The organism is Fibrobacter sp. UWB11 (genome assembly GCF_900143015.1).
GTDB lineage: Bacteria > Fibrobacterota > Fibrobacteria > Fibrobacterales > Fibrobacteraceae > Fibrobacter.
The window spans coordinates 369685-393140 of sequence record NZ_FSRT01000001.1 but is presented as its reverse complement, the minus strand read 5'-3'; the positions used below and the strand labels follow the sequence as shown (position 1 = coordinate 393140).

The 23456-nt window shown below is 49.2% G+C and carries 17 protein-coding genes; 8 read left to right on the top strand and 9 right to left on the bottom strand.

Annotated features, from left to right (window positions below; all coding sequences use genetic code 11):
* Positions 1–157 precede the first annotated feature (157 nt).
* The 5 genes from BUQ91_RS01830 to BUQ91_RS01810 form a co-directional block, all read right to left on the bottom strand.
* Entirely contained in the window at positions 158–1702 is a 1545-nt protein-coding gene (locus BUQ91_RS01830; RefSeq protein ID WP_254842204.1) for a DUF3943 domain-containing protein, read from the bottom strand.
* 107 nt (positions 1703–1809) lie between these two features.
* Entirely contained in the window at positions 1810–2745 is a 936-nt protein-coding gene (locus tag BUQ91_RS01825) for a UDP-glucuronic acid decarboxylase family protein (RefSeq protein WP_074207934.1), read from the bottom strand.
* Between the two features lie 183 nt (positions 2746–2928).
* The gene (nadC, locus tag BUQ91_RS01820) at positions 2929–3792 is read right to left on the bottom strand and encodes a carboxylating nicotinate-nucleotide diphosphorylase (protein ID WP_072827434.1); all 864 of its coding nucleotides are present in this window, start codon (positions 3790–3792) and stop codon (positions 2929–2931) included.
* Positions 3792–5225, bottom strand: a complete 1434-nt coding sequence (locus BUQ91_RS01815; RefSeq protein WP_254794315.1) for a sugar transferase — start codon at positions 5223–5225, stop codon at positions 3792–3794. The genes nadC and BUQ91_RS01815 overlap by 1 nt, the downstream gene beginning before the upstream one ends.
* Before the next feature lie 32 nt (positions 5226–5257).
* A complete protein-coding gene (locus BUQ91_RS01810) occupies positions 5258–6547 on the bottom strand; it encodes a homoserine dehydrogenase (RefSeq protein WP_072827436.1) in 1290 nt (429 codons plus the stop codon).
* 158 nt (positions 6548–6705) lie between these two features.
* Between BUQ91_RS01810 and BUQ91_RS01805 the strand changes: the two genes are divergently transcribed.
* Together BUQ91_RS01805 and BUQ91_RS01800 are read left to right on the top strand one after the other, a co-directional pair.
* Complete coding sequence (locus BUQ91_RS01805) at positions 6706–7899, top strand: sugar transferase (RefSeq protein ID WP_254794316.1); 1194 nt, start codon at positions 6706–6708, stop codon at positions 7897–7899.
* 240 nt (positions 7900–8139) lie between these two features.
* Positions 8140–10284 carry a glycoside hydrolase gene (locus tag BUQ91_RS01800; protein WP_074207933.1) on the top strand — a complete coding sequence of 715 codons (2145 nt, stop codon included), beginning with the start codon at positions 8140–8142 and terminating at the stop codon, positions 10282–10284.
* Between the two features lie 212 nt (positions 10285–10496).
* Here BUQ91_RS01800 and BUQ91_RS01795 read toward each other — a convergent pair whose 3' ends face one another.
* The 4 genes from BUQ91_RS01795 to der form a co-directional block, all read right to left on the bottom strand.
* Entirely contained in the window at positions 10497–12494 is a 1998-nt protein-coding gene (locus BUQ91_RS01795; RefSeq protein WP_074207932.1) for a fibrobacter succinogenes major paralogous domain-containing protein, read from the bottom strand.
* Between the two features lie 471 nt (positions 12495–12965).
* Positions 12966–13997, bottom strand: coding sequence for an NAD(P)H-dependent glycerol-3-phosphate dehydrogenase (locus BUQ91_RS01790; protein ID WP_074207931.1), 1032 nt, complete (start codon positions 13995–13997; stop codon positions 12966–12968).
* Between the two features lie 332 nt (positions 13998–14329).
* Positions 14330–14962 carry a glycerol-3-phosphate 1-O-acyltransferase PlsY gene (gene plsY / locus BUQ91_RS01785; RefSeq protein ID WP_175566584.1) on the bottom strand — a complete coding sequence of 211 codons (633 nt, stop codon included), beginning with the start codon at positions 14960–14962 and terminating at the stop codon, positions 14330–14332.
* Positions 14910–16337, bottom strand: coding sequence for a ribosome biogenesis GTPase Der (gene der, locus BUQ91_RS01780; protein ID WP_074207929.1), 1428 nt, complete (start codon positions 16335–16337; stop codon positions 14910–14912). Before der ends, plsY begins: the two co-directional genes overlap by 53 nt.
* Positions 16338–16520: 183 nt before the next feature.
* Here der and aroE point away from each other — a divergent pair, with 183 nt between their 5' ends.
* From aroE to BUQ91_RS01750, 6 genes are all read left to right on the top strand, one after another.
* The gene (gene aroE, locus BUQ91_RS01775; RefSeq protein WP_074207928.1) at positions 16521–17438 is read left to right on the top strand and encodes a shikimate dehydrogenase; all 918 of its coding nucleotides are present in this window, start codon (positions 16521–16523) and stop codon (positions 17436–17438) included.
* Between the two features lies 1 nt (position 17439).
* A complete protein-coding gene (gene aroB, locus BUQ91_RS01770; RefSeq protein WP_074207927.1) occupies positions 17440–19062 on the top strand; it encodes a 3-dehydroquinate synthase in 1623 nt (540 codons plus the stop codon).
* Positions 19063–20046 (top strand): GDP-mannose 4,6-dehydratase, encoded by a 984-nt coding sequence (locus BUQ91_RS01765; protein ID WP_072827445.1) that lies wholly within the window; start codon positions 19063–19065, stop codon positions 20044–20046.
* 101 nt (positions 20047–20147) lie between these two features.
* A complete protein-coding gene (locus BUQ91_RS01760; RefSeq protein WP_074207926.1) occupies positions 20148–21197 on the top strand; it encodes a hypothetical protein in 1050 nt (349 codons plus the stop codon).
* A complete protein-coding gene (gene hisA, locus BUQ91_RS01755) occupies positions 21197–21979 on the top strand; it encodes a phosphoribosylformimino-5-aminoimidazole carboxamide ribotide isomerase (protein ID WP_074207925.1) in 783 nt (260 codons plus the stop codon). The genes BUQ91_RS01760 and hisA overlap by 1 nt, the downstream gene beginning before the upstream one ends.
* Positions 21942–23375: a glycosyltransferase gene (locus tag BUQ91_RS01750; protein ID WP_074207924.1), complete on the top strand. Its 1434-nt coding sequence runs from the start codon at positions 21942–21944 to the stop codon at positions 23373–23375. Before hisA ends, BUQ91_RS01750 begins: the two co-directional genes overlap by 38 nt.
* The last annotated feature ends 81 nt before the right edge of the window (positions 23376–23456 follow it).

The following is a 23456-nucleotide window of genomic DNA, read 5'->3' as shown; positions in this document are numbered from 1 at the left end:
GTCAATTAATGAAATTGGAAGTAAGTTTTTAATACAAGAAGGCGATTCCGCCCCGTCCCCATTCGCGGATCATGACCACATAAGAGCTGAAGCTCTAAGTGGTCAAAGAGAACAAGTCCGGGGTGACAAGAGGCCGGAATGACAATAAGGCAAGATTTTAGAAGAGTTTATAGCTGAAGTACAGGGTGTACGCAAAGATGCCGCGGCTCATGGGTTCAAAGAATTCAGAAGAGTAAGCAGCTATCTTGGCATAAGCATCAAGGCGCCCGCCCATAGCAATTTTATTCGTCAAATCATATTCCGCAGAGGTATAATTCATAAGTAACACGTCCCAGCCATCGGCGCCATAGTGAGGTAACGAGCCCGGAATTGTATGCAACGCATCAACAACCATCTTATTCTTGAGGCGGAACTTTTTCCCAATCGAAACTTCAACACCCAAGACATATTTTGCACCCATATTGTACTGATAATTGTCCATGTCCGATTCATACTCCGGATGCACAGCCTGAATCAAATCATCATAACCCATGTCCGTTGTGCCAAGCAATATAAAGTAAATCTGATGGTACATGCGGAACCTGAGAGACGGCAAAAGCCAAAGCGAAAAATCGATACCCGTGCCAACAGAAATGGTGCCGACCGTTGCGAAGTCGCCGTAGAACGTGCAATAGTCGAGATACGTCGCAAAATCAACCCAATGCCCTCGCCCATGTACGCCTGCATTCGAAAGTTTTCCGGTTACATCGAGTTGGAATAACGTTCCATCAGGGCCAACTTCGCCATGCGTTAACAAAGTAAAATAATCAAATGGACGCTTGACTTTCCTGAAGGGTTTACCATATTCAATCTCGGCACCATACATAAAATGCTTATCATCCCAACGCTGGTCCAAATCGTCTTCATTGCGGCCACCATAGCGATAAATATTTCCAAAATGCGAACCAGAGCCTAAAAATACGGACAAATCCATCGGGGTATTTCCCGTAATGCCATCGCGATTACCAAAAATTTTCCTTTGTAAGTAAGCGGAATGAGCAATACCAAAAGCGCCAACTTGATTGTACCAGGCAGATTCATCAACTCCATAAAGTTTACGCGAAAGTCTGTAGAGAACTTCCCCATAAACAGCGCCGCCAATTGAGGTGGCTATCAAATCATTAATGGAGGGGTATTCCGTCTCGGCAAACATTTCCCAAGTGTAGCTCCCCAAAGCCGCAAACAGAAGGCTTCCATAGAATCCGTAACCCGCACCACGAGCAAAATTGTAGTAAGTCGCCCCTTGATACGGATGGCCATAAAAGTTAATCGCCCAATGGTTATGATCCCATTGCCACCCTTCCTTTAAATTGCGTTTCCAGTATTTTGGCCCCGTACGCGCGTACCCCTTATCGAGAACATAACGGTCCCAAGCCCAAATAAATCCGTTAAAGCCAAACACCTCACCCAAGACAATCAACGGATAGACTTCCTTGGGCTTGTTCAAAGCATCATTTTCGACAGTATCTGCAAAAGTAGTGTTGGTAATAGTGTATCCGATATTGACGGAATCGTAAGGGGTCTCCTGCGGGGCAATGGTAAACAAAGGAACAACGCCATGCGGCACAGGATTTACAAGTTCGGTATTCGGAACGTTCGGAAATTCCTCCCCCCACGTACAGAACGAACAAAACAAAAGTACCATCAACAATTTGCGGATCATATTTCTCTCTTTTCTTTTAAAGCTAAAACTTTACTGAAAAAATTAAAGAGGAGTCTCGACGACTCCCCTAAAACAGAGAATGAACGACAAATTTTTAAGATGAATGGTTACTTCGTCTTGAGCAAATTGTCGAAATAAACGATTGTCTTTTCGAGGCCCTGACGTAAAGGAATTGTCGGTTCCCAATTGAGAGCGCTCTTGGCCAAATCGATATTCGGGCGGCGCATCTTGGGATCATCACCCGGAAGCGGCTTGTAGACAATCTTGCTCTTGGAACCCGTGAGTTCAAGAACTTCCTTTGCAAGTTCAAGCATCGTAAATTCGCCAGGATTGCCGATATTGACCGGTCCGATAATCTTGTCCTGATTCATCATGCGGACAAAGCCTTCGATGAGATCGTCCACATAGCAGAAGCTGCGGGTTTGGCTGCCGTCACCGTAAATGGTAAGGTCTTCGCCATTGAGCGCCTGCACGATGAAGTTTGAAACAACGCGGCCATCGTTCGGGAGCATGCGCGGACCGTATGTATTGAAAATGCGGACAATGCGGATGTCGACATTGTTCTGGCGGTGGTAATCCATGAAAAGCGTTTCGGCGACGCGCTTGCCTTCGTCATAGCAACTGCGGATGCCGATGGGATTCACGTTTCCCCAGTAGTCTTCGGTCTGCGGATGCACAGCCGGGTCACCGTAAACTTCACTTGTAGAAGCCTGCAAGATGCGGGCCTTTACGCGTTTGGCAAGGCCGAGCATGTTGATGGCACCCATGACGCTTGTCTTGATGGTCTTTACCGGGTTGAACTGGTAATGGATCGGGCTTGCCGGGCATGCCAAGTTGAAAATGCGATCCACTTCCAAAAGAATCGGCTCGGTCACATCGTGACGGATGAGTTCAAAATTGCGGTTGTCGCGCAGGTGGGCAACGTTAGCCATACGGCCTGTGAAGTAATTGTCCAAGCAAATGACTTCGTGACCGTCATTCAAAAGTCTTTCGCAAAGGTGACTTCCTAAGAATCCAGCACCACCAGTAACTAAGCAACGCATAAAAAACTCCCATAAAACGTCAATATGTAAGAAATATAGTAAAGGAGTGGCTTTGCCGCAGTTAGAAGTTAGAGCTTAGTAGACTTATAAATAGGGGATGCCCGCTCGGTGGCGGGCATGACAATTCAGCATCGGGCATGACAGCTAAATGACGGGGCAACGCCCGCCATGATAAACTTCGAATTAAATTCTCATCGAGATGTCGAGAGCCTTGACGCTATGCGTGAGTGCTCCGACAGAGATGAAGTCAAGACCGAGCGTTGCAATCTGCTTAGCGCGTTCGAGCGTCATGTTGCCAGAACCTTCCACAAGCACCTTGTCACCACTGTCCTTGATGATTTTCAAGGCTTCGGCCATCATTTCGTTGCTCATGTTGTCGAGCATGATGACATCGACACCTTTGTTGAGGAGAGCACGGAGCTGATCAAAGTTTTCGACTTCCATTTCGACCATCAAGCCTTGCTTATTGTTCTTCTTGACGACTTCAAGAGCTTCGAGCACGCCGCCAGCAGCAGCAATGTGATTGTCCTTCACAAGCACCATATCAAAGAGACCCATGCGGTGGTTGGAACCACCACCGACGCGAACGGCGTACTTCTGCAACGTGCGGAAACCCGGAATCGTCTTTCGGGTATCGAGAACCTTGGTCTTGCCGCCCTTCAAAGCTTCCTGGAACGTGTGAGCAACCGTTGCCACACCAGAGAGTTGCTGGATGAAGTTCAAAAGCGTACGTTCGCCCGTCAAAAGTTCGTGCGTTGTTCCGTCGAGTTCGGCAATCAGGTCGCCCTTCTTCACCACGTCACCATCTTTCTTGTGGAGCGTCACCTTGGCGTTTGCCTTGAGTTCCTGAAACACGAGTTCAATAATCGGGAGGCCGGCGAGCACGCCATCTTCTTTGGCGATGAGGCGGGCATGCTGTTTCTGGTCCGCAGGGATAGTCCATTCGCTCGTCACGTCGCCTGTGCGAACGTCTTCCGCCAAAGCGAGGCGGATCATGGTCAAAGCATCTTCGGTTGGGAATACTGGAGTAGAATTATCGCCGTACATTACTGTGCGCCTTTTCCGGTTAAAACAACATAAACTGTTCGTACGAGAATCTGGAAATCCAATAGAAGGCTCATGTTCTCATAGTAATACATATCATACTGGAGTTTGATTTGCACATCTTCGATACTCGTATCGTAGTGGTGGCAAACCTGAGCCCAGCCCGTAAGACCAGGCTTCATCTTTAAGCGGCTGATGTAGAACGGGATCTGTTCGCGGAGCTTTCCGATAAACACGGCGCGTTCCGGACGCGGGCCCACCATGCTCATGTCGCCTTTCAAAACACAAAGAATCTGCGGAAGTTCATCAATGCGAGTTTTACGCAAGAAATGACCAATTCGCGTAATGCGCGGGTCTTTCTTGGTTGCCCACTGAGCGCCATACTTTTCGGCATCGGTACGCATGGTGCGAAACTTATAAACCGTAAACGGCTTGCCATAAAGACCAATGCGTTCCTGCGAATAAAATACTGGACCATGGTCATCAAGTTTGATAGCGATGGCTGCAAACAAGCAAACCGGCAGAGAAATAAGCCCAAGGAACAAGCCAAAAGCGATATCGATAATACGCTTGACTTGCACCTGCCAAGGCGGCATGGTAAAAGCAAAAAGTTCCTGCAGTTCAAAGCCATAAACAAGGTTAGCCTTGAAACGACCATTCACGACGCTGTAAAGTTCCGGAACAATGTAAATATGAATCGGGAGTTCGCAAACCCACACCAGCACACGCATAATCTCTTGCGGAGATGTACTCTCGTGTGCAATGATAATGCCACTTACCTTGTACTTCTTAACAAGCGCAGGCAAGTCGGAATACTTTCCAAGAACAGGAACGTTTGCAAACTCTTTCGGTAAAACCTGATAACGTTCATCCACAAAGCCAACGACCCGTTGACCACGAGCCGGAGTTTTAGCAAGATCTTCAGCAATCTTTCGACCTGCATCCGTAGCACCGAGGACAAGAATGTTGTTCGCCCCATACCCCTTACGGAGCAAAGCCCGCAAGAATACATAAATGGACATGCGGAACAGGCCTACAAGCAAAATAGCAAGGCCACCATAGATAAATATCCACGGGAACCTGGAGCCATAGAGGTAGCCTTCATTCAGAGGTTGGTTTGCAAAAACCTTCCCCATGAATTCTGCACCAAAAAGACAAACAATAATCAAGACCACACCAATCACGACAGCCCGAAGGACGCGCAACACCTGGTGTGTTCTTGAAAGCAACAGCCATGATCGATACAATCCGGCAAAGGCAAACAAGCCAAGCCAGCCGATATTCAAGACAAGTCCGTAATGCCAGTAGCTATCGAACGTCTTGGTCGGATCAAACTTGTCTATAATCCAACCACTATGGAACTGAACCCAAAATGCTAGGGCGAAGCAAATCGACAAAGCTACAAAATCCGAAAGGATTAAGAGTATTCGTTCCATAGTAGTTGCGCGAATCATATACGACCTTTAAATTAAGCGAGGAAGCGGATGACCTGGCTCTTCTCGACGATTTCCGGAAGAGCGTTCACTGCATCAACAGCCTTGGTAAGCTTGCTATCGAGAGTCTTTTCCGTAATGACAACGATAGAGACCTTGCCCGGATCGTTGACATCCTTCTGGATAATCGTTTCGATAGAGATGTTGTTGTCAGCGAGAATCTTCGTAATCTTGGCGAGCACACCGCAAGCGTCACGGGACGTGAAGCGGAGGTAGTAGCGAGCGCTGGTTTCAGAGATAGGAACGAGCGTTGCAGAATTTTCGACGTTGAACCAGCCCATCGGGAGAGCCTTGCGGGAACCCATATCGGTAGAACGAGCGAGGGACACGAGGTCAGCCACAACAGCAGATGCAGTCGGGAGACGGCCAGCACCGGCACCGGTCTGGAGCGTTTCGCCGAGGTTGTCGCACTGGAGGTAAACAGCGTTCAAGACGCGGTTCACGCTAGCGAGCTGGTGATTGAGCGGTACAAAGCACGGATGGACACGGGCGTCCACGCGTTCACCGTCACGACGGTAGATACCGAGGAGCTTCACGCAGCAGCCAAGTTCCTTGGCAATAGCGATATCCTGAGCGGTAATCTTGGAGATACCGGAAACGAAAATCTTTTCGAAGTCCACACGGTGTCCGCTGCAGAGGCTAGCGAGGAGAGCCGTCTTGTGGGCGGAGTCGATGCCTTCGATATCGAAGGTCGGATCAGCTTCGGCAAAACCGAGTCTCTGGGCGTCCTTCAAGACGACATCAAAGTCGAGACCTTCTTCGGCCATGCGGCTAAGGATGTAGTTGCAAGTACCGTTGATAATGCAGCTCAAGCTTTCGACCGTAGAGCCGAGCAAGCCTTCCTGGAGGCTGCGGATGATAGGAATGCCACCGCCAACAGCAGCTTCGAACAGCACATGCAGACCCTTGCTTGCAGCAAGCGGGAAAATTTCGTGGCCATACTTGGCGAGGAGAGCCTTGTTTGCAGTCACCACATGCTTACCGCTTTCGAGAGCAGCGAGAATCCACTTGCGCGGCATGTTGTAGCCACCGGCGAGTTCCACGAGCACGTCGATATCGTTACCGGCGATCATTTCGTCGGCGTTGGTCGAGACCTTATAGCCCTTAGCCTTATACGGGGCAACTTCTTCTTCGGACTTGGCGCAAATGCAGGAGAGTTCGAGTTCTACACCCAATTTTTCCTTGTATTCTGCAATCTTCTGTTCAAGAATCTGAATGACACCACCACCAACGGTACCCGTGCCAATTAAACCAATACGCAACATATAGCGTCTCCATTTTAAATTTTACGCGGTAAATATAGTAATTAGTAGTTAGTGGTCAGTAGCTAGGAACTAGGTTTTTGTGACCTCCGGTACATTCATAAAATATTAATGACAATTGATCAATATCCAACGACTAAGTCCTAAGTTCTAAATTCCAATTGTTTACTATATTTAACAACATGGAACAGGAAGCCGTAAACCCAGCTATTGGTTCGATACTTAACAAGCAAAAGATAAAGAATATCGTGTACCCAGCCCGACTCTTCAAGGCTAGGTTAAACGAGGAATTTCTCCGCGCGAACCGTACCCGCAAGCCCTTCCTGTTTATAAAGATTTATTCCCACCAGTTCGATGTGCTCGGTTGGGGCCGCCCGTCAAAAATTGTCGAAAATACGTGGAAAATCAGCGTTCTTACGATGTTTTCGCACTTGCGTTTTATCGACGTGCTAGGCTACCTCTCCGACAATAGCGGTATCGGAATCATCCTTTTGAATTCGGACATGAGCACGCTCGAAGGAATCCGCAAGGAAATCCTCCACAAGCTCAACGATGCAGGTCTCATCCAGGCTCTCCGCCACAAGCCAAAGGCTCCGATTTTCCAGGCCTACCTTTACACCGGATACCAGGAAAAGGACAACCTCGAAATGGATGCTAAATTGAAGGAATTCAATAGCACCAACGGAAGCTTCTTCACGCTCAACAGGCTTAACCTTTCGGATATTTGGGTGCATCCGCACAAAATCCGCTTTAGACACATCATCAAAAGAGTGGTCGACGTCACCTGCACATCTATTGCGCTTGTTGCACTTTCACCGCTACTCTTGTTCTGCGCCCTAGCAGTTAAAATTAGCGACCCGAAAGGCCCCATTATATTCAAGCAGACTCGCGTAGGTAAAAACGGCGCTCTGTTTACAATGTACAAGTTCCGCAGCATGTACGTTGATGCAGAAGAACGCAAAAAAGAACTTATGGCTCTCAACGAAACGGGCGGAAAGACGTTCAAAATGAAGAACGATCCGCGTATTTATCCGTTCGGCCATGTTCTCCGCAAGTTCAGCCTCGACGAATTGCCGCAGCTCATCAACATTCTTAAAGGCGACATGTCCATTGTCGGCCCTCGCCCACCTATTCCGTCCGAAGTGGCCGAATACGAACCTTGGCACCGTATGCGCCTTTCTGTAACGCCGGGTCTCACTTGCATTTGGCAAGTCAGCGGCCGTAGCAACATTTCATTCGAAGGGCAGATGCGCCTCGATAACGACTACATCCGTCGTGATGGAAAACTTAGCGAAGACATCAAACTCATCCTCAAGACGTTCAAGGTCGTATTCAAAGGCGACGGAGCGTATTAGTCAATTAGGGATTAGGAGTTAGAAATTCGGATTTTTAATTCGTCATGCTGAGTTCGAAGAACGAAGCATCCAGTTATTTTTTGTAATAAAATTGACCGAATACCACAGGAATAATTCCGCGGCATGTTCAATTTCTAGTAACTCGGAACTTGGAACTCCGAGCTACATTTAGTATCTTTCCCTCTCGGTGTATGGTAGAACCGGTGTAGGGATATATCCGGTGTAATTTAGGAGTGAAAAATGAAAAAACATTTGATTTCTACGGCATTGCTCGCCGCTAGCGCTTTCGCAGCAAGCGTTACAGTCGATCCGAGCACAACCGCCCAAAAAGTGACAGGCTTCGGTGGCGCAAGCGTTTACTACCAAAGCTGGATCAAGAATCTCCCGGCAGCAGACCAGGAAGCCCTTTTTGACACCGCATTCACAGGACTCAACATTTCCCTGCTCCGCGTAGGTAACTGGTATCAGGACGAAGATGCTTCTAAATTGCAAGACGACATCGACATCGTCAAGGCTGCAAAGACGCGTCTCGGCGACCACATGAAAATCCAGATGTCCAGCTGGTCCGCTCCGGCAAAGCTCAAACCGAGTGGCGACTTGAACGGTAAAGTGAACGGCCAAAAGATCAAGAGCCAAAACACGCTCAAGACATCGAACAGCGACCCGTACGGCAAATACGTCTACAGCGATTTCGCCAACTGGTGGAAAAAGAGCCTCGAAGCCTACAAGGCTGCCGGAATCTCTCCGGATTACATTTCTCTCCAAAACGAACCGGACATGGAAGCCGATTACGAAGAAACCCTCTTCGAACCGACCGAAACTAATGAAATCGCCGGTTACAAGGAAGCTTTAAACGCCGTCTACGATGCCGTGAAGGGACAAACCAAGCTCCTCGGACCTGAACCACTCGGCATTGGCTACAGCAACTTCGAAAAGTACGCCAAGGAACTCGACGCAAACAAGCTCGACGGATACGCTTACCACCTTTACCACGCCGGTGACGGAAACGACAACTCCGGCAACAACTATCTCAATCCGGAAAACTTCCGCAAGCCGATGAAGGCTATTGCAGACGTGTACGGCAAGGGCGACAAGCCTATCATCATGACGGAATTCTGCCCGATGCTCGACGAACCGCGCGAAAAGGACATGCTCGGCCTCGCCCAAATCATGCAGATTGGCTTTACCGACGGCCGCCTTTCCGGCTATATCGCCTGGCAGCTTTTCTGGGGTTACCACTCCCAGATGATCGGTGTTTGCCCGGGCGCAGGTTGGGACTTGGATGGCAGCGGCAGATACGTCTGTGACGAAGCCGGTTTCAAGATTTTCCCGGAATACCACGCCATGCGCCACTTCTCCAAGTTCGTGAATCCAGGTGCAAGCGTCATTGCCACCGCAACTGCAGAAGCAAACCTCAAGACGGTAGCTTTCCTCAGCGCAAACGGCGACTCAATTTCTACAGTTATCATCAATACGGGTAGCACCGCAATCCAGCTCGACAATCCGGCAATTGCAGGCTACGGCCTCATTACCGCCGTGCAGTCCAAGGAAAACGGCCTCAAGAGCAAGAACATTTCTGTTGCAGCATGCACCGTTCTCCCGGCCCGTTCCATCACGACACTCGTTTACAAGAAGGGCGCAGCCGCTTCCACAGTCGCAACATGCAAGGACGAAACAAGCGACTCCAGCTACGTCGAACCGATTATCGTTCCGACAGCAGACGTTGTCATTGTCGATTACACAGCAACAACCGACGTTACGACCTGGCAGGCCATGGATGACAAACTCTCCGCTGTCACCTACGGCACAACGGCAATCGATGGCATCGCTGGCTACGCAAGCGTTCCGCTCGCCGGCTGCGACCAGTCCGAAGAAACCTGCGGCTACCAGAACCAGCTCTTGAACATCAGCGAAGAAGGCGCCAAGGCACTCGCCTCTTGCTCTAACCTCGTCATCACCATGCGCAGCCAGGGCACTTCTGATGCTTACGTGAACGTGGGCGGTGCTGCAGGCGGCAGCTGGGTCGATTACGAATATGGCAAACTCGCTGCCGGCTCCAAGTGGAGCGAAACCAAGGTCTCCCTCAAGAAAGAAGGCGAAAACGGTTCTACCGCACTCACCTTCAACAGCGAATCTGCCGGCATCTACATTGCAAAGATTGTTGCCACAGGCTGCACAGGCTCCAGCTCCATCAAGATGAACCGCAGAGTTGCCTTCAACGACAGCAAGACGCAAGCCATGATTTTCGACTTGAACGGAAACCTCGTGTGGAAGGGTCTCAAGAGCGAAGCACTCAACGAAAACGGTACCCTCAAGCCGAGCATCCGCCAAGGCGCCTACATCTTGAAGACAAAGAACAACGCACAGCGCGTATTCAAGAAGTAAGTAGAAATCTAGTCAGCTGAATGTGCAGATAGCAATTCGCTAGATGCATTCAGCTGTCTCTATAAGCTAAACGCAATTGACTTTTATGCAGAAAGCGGCTCGCGAAAGCGGGCCGCTTTTGTTTCAAGCATTTACGACAACACACGGAAAAAGGCACCTGGTGGAGAGCCAGGTGCCTTGGAGCTGTATTATGTGAGAGTTATTAGTGAATGTTAAGGTTCTAGGCCGCCTTCGCCGCCCTGGCCGCCTTCACCGCCTTCAGGTTCATCTTCATTCGGAAGATTTTCAATGCAGCGGATTGTGAATGCGAACACCTTGTTAGAGGTATTAACAACACTTTGGTCTTTTCCAGTAACGAGCAAGTCAACTGCTTGTCTTTCATCTTCTTCAACCGGAGTTTCAGACCAGAAGTATGCGGCTTCATTAGCATCAACAACATCCTTAGTATTGACATTATAGTATCCCAAGAATTCAACATTGAAGTTTACCGTTACATCTTCTGCATCGTCAAGATCCTCAAATCCGTGTTCTGCAGCGTTGGCCTTAAGACTGAGAGCGTTGAGTTCATCACTATTCGGCAGTCTCCAGCCATCCGGACAGGCTCCAACGACTTCATCCTTAGGATTAAGTTTAAGAGCAGCGATTGCGTCTTCACTCATTATCTTTCTCACGTCACCATTGCCCATTGCAGCATTCCAAGTATAGTAACGGGTTCCATTCTTTTCGAAGCTTTCGAAGGCATCCTTTTCATATTGGACCTTACCACCAACTTGAACAACAGACCAAAGCGCCGGATCACTACCTTCAGAAGAGTCAATTTGAGGCAGCTTGTATTCAAACGCAAGGTTTTCAGCCATCCATCTGCGACCATCAATGGTCACGAACTTATAGAGACGTTCATCACGAATATCGCAGAACTGCTTTTTCGCGTTATAGACCTTGCTACCGCACTTTTCCGGAGTTTCGATACCACACTCGGTTACACCACTCTGAATGTTACCAAGTTTTGTAAAGAATTCAACCAACTTTTCTTCATTATAGTGAGTAAGCGGCTTTCCAATCAGGTTTCCAAAGAAGCTCTGACTAGAAGAACTCGGGGCAACGGCATCACCTTCTTCTGCGCCTTCTTCCGGTTCAGCAACAACCGAGGCCAGACCGATGACATCATAAATATCCTCAAGTTTGGAGGGTTTGTCACAGTATTTATAGATAGAGTCTGTTACGCCATCGTAAGCCTTGCCGCAGTACTCATTCTCGTCGAATTCCTGGCCTCCGCACTTCGGAGTCACGATACCATTCCAGCAGAATTCATCCTTGGTCGTTGCACGATAAGTAACAAATTGAGCAGTTGTCTTTGTTTTGTTGAACTTGAATTCAGAACACAATTCAGCAACAACGCCATCGTTACAGAATTCTCTGTTCACGACATAGGCCTTGCCTTCGCACAGGTCATAGGTCTTGCCAAGAACGCAGAATTTCTTTTCTGGATCAAACGGTTCAGCACCGCACACGGCCTTGAACATCTTCATCGGAGCATCAGATCCGCAAGTCACAGTAACAACGCCCTTGCCATCATCTACGCTTGTGCAGGAACCCGTAGCAGATGAACCATCGCTACCATTGGAACCATTCCACAACGTATCGACCAAGGTGCCACCGCACGCAACTTCGATACCCGTTCGGCCATCCTTGTTAACGGTTGTGCCAGAGCAGCCAATACCATTCATAAGTTTGGTAAGTGTGCCACCACAGTTAATTACGATACCGTCATCAGCAGCTTGCGTCGTACAAGCATCGCCATCCTTACCATCGGTTCCGTTCTTGATGACACCAACCTTGTTAGCGCCACAATAGACATCGTAACCGGAGTTATCGGACAAAGCAGCAACAGAGCAACCATCACCCTTGTCACCCTTATCGCCCTTAGCACCTGTTTTACCAGTATCACCCTTGGCACCAGTGGCACCTGTAATACCTTGCTTACCGGTAGCACCATTCTTACCATTCAGCAAGACACCAACAGAGTCACCGCCGCAAAGGATTTTATAGCCAGATCCGTCTTTCAACGACTTGACTTCGCAGCTAGCGCCATCGGCACCGTTAAGGCCGTTGACACCATTAATGCCATCTTTTCCATCTTCGCCAGAACAAGCGAGGAGGCCAAACATGAGTGCGGCACAACCCGCAACACTAAGTTTTGTGTACTGCATAATATGCTCCCTTGTTAATTTTCTCCATTCTTTGTGAAAAACTTTCACAAATCAAAGTTTACATTAATTTTTCGCAAAATGTTAAAAACTGCTTACAAAAATTATACCAACTTGGAATAAAGTTTTCTTTTTAACACGTTTTTATTACAAAAAGAATACAATTTAAAATGTAAATATTTTTAAATAATTGGCGTTTTTTATTCAATTTGGGCAATTTCGGTGGAAACGGAAATCCAAACAAAATAGCATGGAATCATTCATCTCTATAGTTGTAAAATAAAGTTTACAAAATGTTTTTTTGAGGAATTTTATTGTTTTTACCCTGTTTTTTTTCGTGATTTTACTGAATCCATAAGGTTTTTGCACTCAGGATGACACAATGAAAAACGCTCTGGACAACGGGATAAAAAAAGGCCCGCACAAGGCGGGCAAAGTTTGTATTAAAAATTAAAGATAAGTTTACGTGAGGAATTAAGCCCAGTTTTCGGCCTTGAGTTCGCGGCCCCAGATTTCCTTGACCACATCCTCGACCTTGCGGTTTTCGAAGAGCATCTGATAGACTGCTTCGACAATCGGCATTTCGACGCCGAGTTTTTTGGCGAGAGCGCGCGTGCTGCGGCAAGTCGGCACACCTTCGGCAATCATCTTCATGCCGGCAAGCACCTGGTCGAGCGTTTCGCCCTTACCAATGTGTTCACCCACGTAGCGGTTACGGCTGTGCTGCGAAAGGCACGTCACAATGAGGTCGCCCATGCCGGCAAGACCGGCAAACGTTTCGGGCTTTGCACCGAGAGCGCGGCCCAAGCGGCACATTTCTGCCTGACCGCGAGTGAGGATTGCAGCGCGTGTATTGTCGCCAATCTTGAACTTGCCACTCGCTTCGAGACCGTAAAGCACACCGGAAGCAATAGCAATCACGTTCTTCACGGAACCGCAAAGTTCCACACCGACGATGTCGGTCGAGGTATAGACGCGGAGATAAGAGCAACTCATCGCCTGCTGCACAATCTTTGCGGAATCTTCGTTCACAGAAGCGGCCACAATAGCGGTAAGCACGTGGCGGCTCACTTCTTCGGCATGAGACGGGCCACTGAAAGCGACCATCTTGTCTTCGGTCAACCAGGGAACCTTTTCGAGAATGACTTCGCTCATGAGCTGGTCCGTGCCCTCGAGAATACCCTTCGTGGCGCAGACAACAATCGGTTCCTTCCCCTTTTCAGGAGTCCAAGAACCAAGATTCGCGGCAACGCTTGCCATAAACTGCGACGGCACGACAATCAAGACCATATCGCAGCCGTTCAATGCGGCATGCATATCCGTTGTATATTTAAAATCAGCCGGGAAAATAACGCCAGGAAGCTTGTCCTTGTACTGGTGTTCGGTGGAGAGAAGGTCTACTTCTGCTTGGGAATTGGTCCAAAAAGTGAGTTCGTTCTTGTTTTCGTAAACAACTTGACCGAGGGTCAAACCCCAGCCACCGGTACCTAAAACTGTAACTTTCATAATATGATTCCTAGTTAATAGTCTATAGTCATTTGCCAATGGTTAACATTGCCAAAAATCATTGCCGCATATAATCTACAATATTTTATGGACTTGCAGCCATCAATATTCATAAAATGTAAGGGAGATTCCACGAAGTGGAATGACAATGGAGCCGAGCGATATAGAAACATGCTTGCATGTTTCTATATCCGAGGCGAACATGTCAGGCCCCTTTAGGGGAATGACAAGATTCAGCGAGAATGACAAATCCTTACTGGGACTATCGCTACGCTCTAGTCCCAAATGCTGGTCTCGGTCATGTCCAAGCAAGCTTGGCCGCGACACTCAACCTACGCATTTGTTTTGCGCTTGGAGCCGAAGCCGTTCTCGGTGCCGTTGAGGAGGCGCTTGATATTCGACTTGTGCTTTACGATGACGAACACGGCGACAATCACGGCGAGAATCATCTGGCCAAGGTTGATGCTTTCGAAGTAGAATTCCGGGCAGACATAGCCAAAGATGGAAAGTGCGCCGAGAAGCCCGCACCCAAAGATGCTACCGACGGAGACGTACTTCGTGGTGACCGTGAGGAGAATCCAGAGAGCAAATGCGCAAAGAACCGTCAAGGGCGAAATCGCGAGGAACACGCCGAGGGCAGCGAGCACGCCCTTACCACCGCGGAAACCAGCAAAGCAAGTGAAGCTGTGGCCGAGAATCACGAGGAGGCCAGCAACGAGCGGTACCCATGCGCTGTAATCGGCGCCGCCAGCGGCGACCTGAGCTTCGCACATTTTCTGGGCGATAAACGGTCCAAAGAAACCCTTGAGCAAATCCATGAACACGACCGGGAGAGCAGGCTTCCAGCCGAGCACGCGGAATGTATTCGTGAGGCCCGCATTCTTGGAGCCGTAGTCACGAATGTCAAAGTCCTTACCTTTCGCGAGTTTTGCGATCCATATGGCGCTGGGGATCGACCCCAGCAAGTACGCTATTGGAAGACTCAGTAAACTGTTCAAGTTCTTCATCCTTTCTAAGGGTTAACTTTCTATCAAAATTCAAGCGGAGCGGAGCGCCCTGCAATTGGAACACGTCGTAGAACTTTTTGAGCAAGTAACGCTTGTACGATTCGTCGACAAGTTCCGGCGTGCGAGTTTCGATGTCAATGACCGGCGGTTCCACCATGATTTGGCAGGCGCGGGTAAGCATAACGACACGACCATTGTGGCTCGGAGGAGCTTTCTCCTGCAAGAAGTTCGCAAAACTTTCGGCAACGCGGTCACGGCCAAGCACGCGACGGCAGTTGGCATAGACGGTCTGAATAGCCTGAATCACGCGCCCCACACGTTGGCCTTCCTTGGCACTGATTGAAAGAATCGGAACAAATTCAAGCATCGGTTCGCGTTCGAGGAGTTCCTTGACCATGTGGTCGAAGGACTTGTCGTTCTTGTTCGGGAGGATGTCCCACTTGTTCAGCACGACGACGAGACCCTTGCCCGCCTTGCGGATTTCCGTGATGATGCGGTAGTCCTGAATTTCCATGCCGCGCGTGCAATCAACGACGAGCACGGACAAATCAGAACGGCGGATGCTTTCGAGCGTACGCATGTTGCTGAATACTTCCACTTCGTCTTCGACGCGAGCCTTTTTGCGGAGGCCTGCGGTATCGGTAACGACGAACTTTTGTCCGTCAACGACAAAGTCACAGTCAATGGAATCGCGGGTCGTACCCGGGATGTCCGAAACAACAGCGCGATCTTCGTTCAACAGGCGGTTGAGGAGCGTGCTCTTGCCTGCGTTCGGGCGGCCAAGAATGGCAAAGCGCACCGGACGTTCTTCGCGGCGTTCGCCACGAACCGGAGTCGGGAGCACGGAGACCACTTCGTCCAAAAGCGAGAGGCAAGCATAGCCGGTCAAAGCACTAATTGTACGCGGCTGTCCAAAGCCAAGCTTCAAAAATTCGTAGCTTTCCTGACGATCGCCCTGCAATTCGCTCTTGTTTGCAACGAGGATGACCTTTTTGTCGAGCTTGCGGATGAGGCGTGCAAACTGCTGATCGAGCTTGGTGATACCCACGCGGATATCGACCATGAAGAGAACGAGGTCAGACTCGTTCACAGCGTTAAAAATCTGAGTGCGGACGCTGTCCGCCAAAACGTCGATAGAATCATCGGGCAAGAATCCACCCGTATCGACGACTGTAAATTCGTGACCCTTATAAATCGCATTCTGGTAATGACGGTCGCGGGTAACACCATCGCGGTCGCTCACCACGGCAGCACGGCGGCCAAGAATGCGGTTGAAGAGGGAGGACTTTCCGACGTTCGGACGTCCAATTATGCAAACGATAGGTAATTTCATCGGGCACAAATATAGAAATTGTGTCTAGGGGGCGTTTAGACTAAAGACCAGCGACTAATGACCAATGACTAACAACCAATAACAAACATCTTTTTTCATTCTTTCTCGCAAGAATAATATATCTTTGTAATGTATTTATTTAGAGTTTTTCCCCATTGGTGGGAAGGACATAGCGAGGTTATTTTGGCTTCCATAAACGGAAAGACGGAAACTCTTTGCATATTCGGGCATCCGGTTGCACATAGCAAATCGCCCGCCATGCACAACGCCCTTTTTGCAGCACTCGGCATTAATGCGGCTTATCTCCCCTACGCCCCCGAACCCGAAAATTTTGCAGAAGCCATCAAAGGCTTTAAGGCAATGAAGTTCCGTGGCGCAAACGTCACCATTCCTTACAAGACAGAATTTTTCAATGCAGACGGATCGGCTCGCCTGGTGGATGAACTTTCTGAAATTTCGAAGTTCACCGGCAGCGCAAACACCCTGTATTGGAAAGACGGAATTGTGGGAGGAACTCTTTGCGGAACGACGACAGACCCGTACGGATGCGTAAGAAATCTTGAAGAAAATGGCGTGAGTCCATCTAACAAGAAAATTGCGCTACTCGGAAACGGTGGCGCCGCCCAGTCGATTGCTTTTACGCTTGTGGAACAAGAAAACGAGCTTACAATTGTTTGCCGCTCAAAGGAAAAAGGCGAAACACTCGCCGGTTCACTGAACAAGTTTTTCCAGTCCGGCAATGCAGGCAACAAGAATTTCAAGACTGTACAGATCACGACATTTGGTGAATTCGCGAATATTTCCGCAAATTTCGACATTATCATCAATGCGACTTCGGTCGGCATGAGCCCAAACGTAAACGACTCTCCGCTTACCAGCGAATGTCTGCACAAGGGTCAGGTCGTCTGCGACATTGTCTACACTCCCCCTCGCACCAAGCTCTTGCAAATGGCAGAAGCAAACGGTTGCAAGATTGTAACAGGCGAAGGCATGCTCGTGCACCAGGGGCTCGAAAGCTTTAAAAAATGGTTCCCGAAGGAAACCGAAAACAAAACAAACGAAGAACTTGTCGCTATTATGCGCAAAGGAATGCAGGGCTAATATGAAGAAGCATCTCTACTTTACAGGATTTATGGCCAGTGGCAAAAGCCGCACGGGTCGCGCCCTCGCAGACCGCCTCGGACGCCCGTTTGTCGACACAGACAACGTCATTGTAGAACGTGCCGGGAAATCCATCAACGAAATTTTTGAACAAGACGGCGAAGCGGCATTCCGCAAGATGGAACGCGACGTGATTGCCGAAATTGCACAAAGCGAAAAGCCTCTAGTCGTTTCTCTTGGCGGTGGCGCCCTCACGCAAGCAGAAAACTTGAAGGTCATCCGCGAAAACGGAACTATCATCCGCCTGTGGGCAAAGCCCGAAGTGCTTTCGGAACGCATTGGCCGCAAAAATACGCGCCCGCTCCTTGCAAATCTTACCGACGAAGAACGCCTTGAAAAAATCAAGGTCATGCTCAAGGAACGCGAAAAGAATTACGCCAATGCGGACTTTAGCGTCGAAAGTTCAAATGACTATTCCGAAACGCATGTGACAGAACGTATTATGCACATGCTCAAGTTCTGGGAAAGCCATGCGCTGGACGTGCACCCGAGCGAAGGCGGCCGCTACCCGATTTTCATCGGCAAAAACATTGTGCCGGATGCAGCAATTATGCTTGAAGGCTTACGCCTTGCTCCGACTTATGAATTCTTGATTTGCACGGACACGACGATTGCCAAGGAACAGAACACGAAGCTTTCGGAACTCCGCGGTCAGGCAGGCCGTTGCCCGATTTTCAAGTTCCAGGCAGGCGAAGGCCACAAGACGCTCCACAACTTGAACCAGCTTTACAGCTTTATGTTGCACCGCGGTTACACGCGCAAGAGCTGCCTTTTGCAATTCAGCGGTGGCGTTGTTGGCGATATGGCAGGCTTTGGTGCCGCCACTTACCAACGCGGCATTCCGTTTGTGCAGTTCCCGACAACACTCTTGTCAATGGTCGATAGTTCCGTTGGCGGCAAGGTCGCTGTGAACCATGCCGAAGGCAAGAACATGATTGGCGCATTCTACCAGCCGAAAGCGGTTGTCTGCGACATTTCTGTGCTGAACACACTCCCCCCAACCGAATACCTTGCGGGTCTTGCCGAAATCGTCAAGTACGGTGTGATTTACGATGAAGAATTTTTCACCTACCTTGAAAATAACGTTGAAAAAATCAAGGCACATGACTTTGACGTGTTGAAGCACATGATTTTCCGCAGTTGCCAAATCAAGGCCGAAGTCGTGGGCATCGACGAAAAGGAAGCAGGCCTCCGCGCCATCCTCAATTACGGTCACACGTTCGGGCATGCGATTGAAAAGCTCACGCATTACGAACTGTTCAGCCACGGGATTGCCGTTTCTTTGGGCATGCGAGTAGCTGCACGCGCCGCAGTGCTCCTCGGAAAACTTTCGAAGGAAGACGAACTGCGCCAAAACAAGTTGCTTGACGCTCTTGGATTCCCGAAAACATACAACACGGATGTCGAAGCAGCATGGGCAGCAATGGCTGTCGATAAGAAGGCCGAAAAGGGCACTAGAGTTTATATTTTACCTACAAAGATTGGAAAGGTCGAAAAAGTTTGTAATATTGATAAGGGTATTATTGCAGAAGCCTGGAAAGCCATCCAGGCGAGTGAGGTTTAGATGAGTATATTGGTTACCGGGGGTACGGGATCACTTGGGTACAGTATTCTATCTAACTTAAGCGGCACCAATCACGAGCTATATAGCTTCAGTGATGAACTTCCGCAACCGTGGCAAAAGGTCGAAGGAGTACAGTACCTTACCGGTGATTTGCTGGACTTCAGGAATGTGCTGGAAATGATTCAGAAAGTTTCCCCAACGCACATTTACCATTTGGCAAGCCAGTCCTCTGTGGGGCTTAGCTACAAGAAGCCTTATGAAACGCTCAACATTAACCTGTTGGGTACGCAGACGCTCCTCGAAGCGGTGCGACAGGTTGTGCCGAAGGCAAAAGTATTGCTCCTCAGCAGTAGCGAAATCTACGGCCGTACGGAACAGCAACTGACCTATTTGCACAAAGAAACGGACCCCCCAAATCCGCTAACTCCGTATGCCACATCCAAGGCTTGCATGGAAATTTTGGGAAACCAGTTCCGCAATGCAAACGGGCTCCACGTTGTATTCGCTCGTCCGTTCCACTTTACAGGGCCACACCACAGCCGCCGTTTTGTGATTCCTTCCATCGCATACCAGTTGGTAAAGATAAAGTATTACGGTGCTGAACCGGTCATTTATTCGGGAAGCCTCGATGTAAGCCGCGATGTTGTTGACGTACGTGACGTTGCTCGCGCCGCTATCCAGATTTTGAACACAGCTGAATCCGGTGAAGCATTCAACATTTGCTGCGGAAAGTCCTACACATTCCGCGAACTTGTGGAAATGCTCGTGGACATCTCCGGTGTGAGCGTGGACTTCAGATTTGATCCGGGTTACGACCGCAGTAACGACATTCCGCTATTGATTGGCGACCCCACAAAGATTATGGCACTCGGCTGGAAGCCCATGATTTGCATGGAAGACTGCCTCTCGGATTTGTTCAACGAGATGGTTGTCCGCCGCCGTGTAGAGCTGAAAATGGGCATGGGACGCGACTTGCGCCTGTAATTTAAGCCAGCCACTTGCGGTTCATCCATAATAATCGCAGTTCAGCAGAAATTTACGATAAAGCGGTTCCACAAGGGCTGCTTTTTTTTATTTTTTCAAGTATGAGATTACAAATAAGAAATATTGTTTTGGGGATTTGCACCCTGCTTGCTATTTCTGCGACAACCCACGCCGCAGAAGTTACGGGACCGACCGGAGCCGATCGAGCCCTTACCGTCTCTGACTTTATGCCGCACAATCCTCTCACCAAGGAATTTAACGAAACTTGGAGTTACCAGTTCGTATTCGACAACGGCACCCGCGCCTTTGTGAACTATTCCGTGCTTCACGTGCCAGGATCGGGCCGCAAAATCGGTTGCGACTTGAGTTTCTGGAACTTCAAGGGAAAAACTTACTCTGTCGGTCGCCAGTATCCGCCTGAACGCCTTGTCGCAAGCAAGGAAAAGGCAACGATTGACATCAAGGGCGAATACTTGCTCCAGAACAAGCCGGGCAAGGGCCACCGTGTGCTTTACAGTGCAGACAAGGGTGGAAAGTTCCTTCTGGACGTGACTTTCGAAAGTGCAGTTCAAGGCATGGTTCCGGGTAACGGCACCTGGACATTTGGCAAGGAGAAATTTGCCCAGTATATTCATATTCCGTACGGTCGTGTAACAGGCAAGATTGCCTACAACGAAGACACCTTGACGGTCAAGGGTTACGCCTATATGGACCAGACATGGCAAACCGCACAGGCAACCGAAATCGCATCGCGCACCATCAACTTTAGCACAAGCGACAAATCGCCGATGCACGCCGGACGCATTACGCTCACAACGGACGGCCAACTCATGGGCTACGCCTTGTACAACGGTCCGCAGGGCATGAAGGTCGCCATCCCAACAAAAATCAAGGAAGGCGGTTCCGATTATAACGGCAAGAAGTTCCCGAAAACAACGCTGTCCTTTGAATGGAAGAATGGTGTCCCGGCTATGGTGTTCCCCGTGAACAAGGTTTTGCAGAAGGCATCGCTTTTGGACAAGATTGATGGCTGGTTTGCAAAGAAGGCCATGAAGATTGCCGCAGGCGGCGAAGTGTTGTTCTACCGCGGCAGAAGCAAGAACGGTCTCGGCAAGAATATCGACTGGGCTATTACAGGGGTCAAGGACTAATGACGAAATTCAGGCCATGCATTGACCTGCACGACGGCAAGGTCAAGCAAATCGTCGGAAGTTCTCTTTCCGATAGCGGAGCGGGACTCAAAACGAATTTTGAAACTGACCGATCATCGGCCTGGTTTGCAGAACTCTACAAGAAAGACGGAATTAAAGGCGGGCATGTGATTATGCTCGGGAAGGGAAACGAGAGCGCGGCTAAGGACGCGCTTTCGGCGTATCCAGGGGGACTCCAAGTTGGCGGCGGAATTAACGCCCAGAACGCAATGGAGTACATCAAAGCGGGAGCTTCGCATGTGATTGTGACGAGCTGGATTTTCCCGGACGGCAAACTTGATCGTTCGCGCCTTGACGAACTTGTAAAGACGGTCGGCAAGGAACATTTGATTCTGGACTTGAGCTGCAAGCGTACAGGAATCGTAGACGGCAAGCCCCAGTGGAAGATTGCAACGAACCGTTGGCAGACGATTATCGATATCGAAATTACAAAGGAAACGCTCGAAGACCTCGCCAAGAGCTGCGATGAATTTTTAGTTCATGCGGCAGATGTCGAAGGCAAGCAACAGGGCATGGACGATGACCTGATTCGTTTCCTTGCCGAAAACAGCCCAATACCTGTGACTTACGCAGGTGGTGCAAAGTCGCTCGAAGACTTGATGCACTGCAAGGAAATTTCTAACGGAAAGATTGACCTCACCATTGGTAGCGCTTTAGACTTGTTCGGTGGCAAAGGAGTGAAGTATGACGACTGCGTCAAATTCAACAAAGCTCAAGGCTAGCGACAAGCTCGATTCACGTCCGGCAATTTTTGGTCGAAAGGTCACAAGTACCTTCCGCAAGATGTTCTCGTTTGACCACAGACCTCCCGGAAATATTCGTACCTGCTGGATTCCACCACTGGTGGCGCTGACGCCGATTTTGAATTTACCGAAGCTCTTGAAGTTACGTTCTTACTTGAAAAAAGAACGCAAACATAGAGATCCGAACGATGTACGTATTCTGTTTTACTCGGACAATCTGGACGAGACAAATGGCATCGCCAATAACTTGAGAAACGTGATTCCGTACATGCGCGCACATGGCATGAAGGCTTACCTCGCCGGAAGCGCATTCAACACTCGCCCGTGCGGTGTTATTGAAAACGGCTATTGTGTTTTGTTGCCGCGCTTGTTCAGCATGGAACAGCTCGGATATGCCAACAGCGAACTTGCCATTCCGCGCATTTCGCCAGCACTCCGTTTAATCAAGCGTTACCCGATTGACATGATTGAGCTGGAAACGCCGAGCCCAGGCGCTTGGGTCGTTTGCCTATGCGCATGGATTGCAGGAATCAAAGTGTTCAGCCATTACCGCACCGATGTGCCTACATACGCCAAGACGCTTGTGAAGGCAAAGTGGATGCACACTTACGTGCTTTGGCTCATGCGCATTTTCTACTGGATGGCACGCCCAGTCATTAGCCCATGCGAAGACTATGCGGACATTCTGAAAAAGGACTTGAAGGTTCCGGCAAATCAAGTGCAAATTCTCCCCCGCGGGCTCCCCTTAGAAAAGTTCTCGCCCGATTTACGCGGCAAGGGCGCTTGGGAAAAATTCGGAAATGACCGTTCTCAGAGAAAGGTGCGCTTTGCTTTCATCGGCAGAATTTCAAAAGAAAAGAATCTAGAATTTTTGAATTCCGTTTGGAAAAAATTCTCTGCCAAGTATGATGACGTCGAACTCATGTACGTGGGTTACGGCTGGTACCTTGAAGAAATCAAGGAACAGTTCAAGGACAATCCGAGCGTTTGCTTTGCAGGCGAACAGGGCGGCGAGATGCTCGCAAGCCTTTATGCAGATGCAGACTTTTTCTTGTTCCCAAGCACAACGGATACTTTCGGCAATGTGGTCGTAGAAGCCATGTCTACAGGCACACCCGCTATCGTAAGCAATTACGGCGGTCCGAGAAGCATTGTGCAAGACGACAACAAGTGCGGACGCATTTTGCCGATTGACGAAACGAAGTGGCTTGAAACATTGGAAGAATGTCGCAACATCAAGCTTGAAAAGCCTGAAGTTTACGAACAGATGCGAATCGACAGTCACAAGCGCAGCGAGCAGTACACACTTGAAAGTTCGACGAAAACGCAGTTCGAATTTTTCAGGAAGCTCAAGCAAGAAGTGTACGGGATTTGAGCGCCGGAGGCGCAGTTACTAGTTAATAGTCAGTAGTTATTAGAATATCTTAATATAAAATTCTCTAATAACTCAGAGCTC

Excerpts from the sequence above, each read along its gene's own strand:
- BUQ91_RS01830 (WP_254842204.1), bottom strand. The coding sequence starts at position 1,702 with ATGATCCGCAAATTGTTGATGGTACTTTTGTTTTGTTCGTTCTGTACG.
- BUQ91_RS01825 (WP_074207934.1), bottom strand. The coding sequence starts at position 2,745 with ATGCGTTGCTTAGTTACTGGTGGTGCTGGATTCTTAGGAAGTCACCTT.
- nadC (WP_072827434.1), bottom strand. The coding sequence starts at position 3,792 with ATGTACGGCGATAATTCTACTCCAGTATTCCCAACCGAAGATGCTTTG.
- BUQ91_RS01815 (WP_254794315.1), bottom strand. The coding sequence starts at position 5,225 with ATGGAACGAATACTCTTAATCCTTTCGGATTTTGTAGCTTTGTCGATT.
- BUQ91_RS01810 (WP_072827436.1), bottom strand. The coding sequence starts at position 6,547 with ATGTTGCGTATTGGTTTAATTGGCACGGGTACCGTTGGTGGTGGTGTC.
- BUQ91_RS01800 (WP_074207933.1), top strand. The coding sequence starts at position 8,140 with ATGAAAAAACATTTGATTTCTACGGCATTGCTCGCCGCTAGCGCTTTC.
- BUQ91_RS01795 (WP_074207932.1), bottom strand. The coding sequence starts at position 12,494 with ATGCAGTACACAAAACTTAGTGTTGCGGGTTGTGCCGCACTCATGTTT.
- BUQ91_RS01790 (WP_074207931.1), bottom strand. The coding sequence starts at position 13,997 with ATGAAAGTTACAGTTTTAGGTACCGGTGGCTGGGGTTTGACCCTCGGT.
- der (WP_074207929.1), bottom strand. The coding sequence starts at position 16,337 with ATGAAATTACCTATCGTTTGCATAATTGGACGTCCGAACGTCGGAAAG.
- aroB (WP_074207927.1), top strand. The coding sequence starts at position 17,440 with ATGAAGAAGCATCTCTACTTTACAGGATTTATGGCCAGTGGCAAAAGC.
- BUQ91_RS01765 (WP_072827445.1), top strand. The coding sequence starts at position 19,063 with ATGAGTATATTGGTTACCGGGGGTACGGGATCACTTGGGTACAGTATT.
- BUQ91_RS01760 (WP_074207926.1), top strand. The coding sequence starts at position 20,148 with ATGAGATTACAAATAAGAAATATTGTTTTGGGGATTTGCACCCTGCTT.
- hisA (WP_074207925.1), top strand. The coding sequence starts at position 21,197 with ATGACGAAATTCAGGCCATGCATTGACCTGCACGACGGCAAGGTCAAG.
- BUQ91_RS01750 (WP_074207924.1), top strand. The coding sequence starts at position 21,942 with ATGACGACTGCGTCAAATTCAACAAAGCTCAAGGCTAGCGACAAGCTC.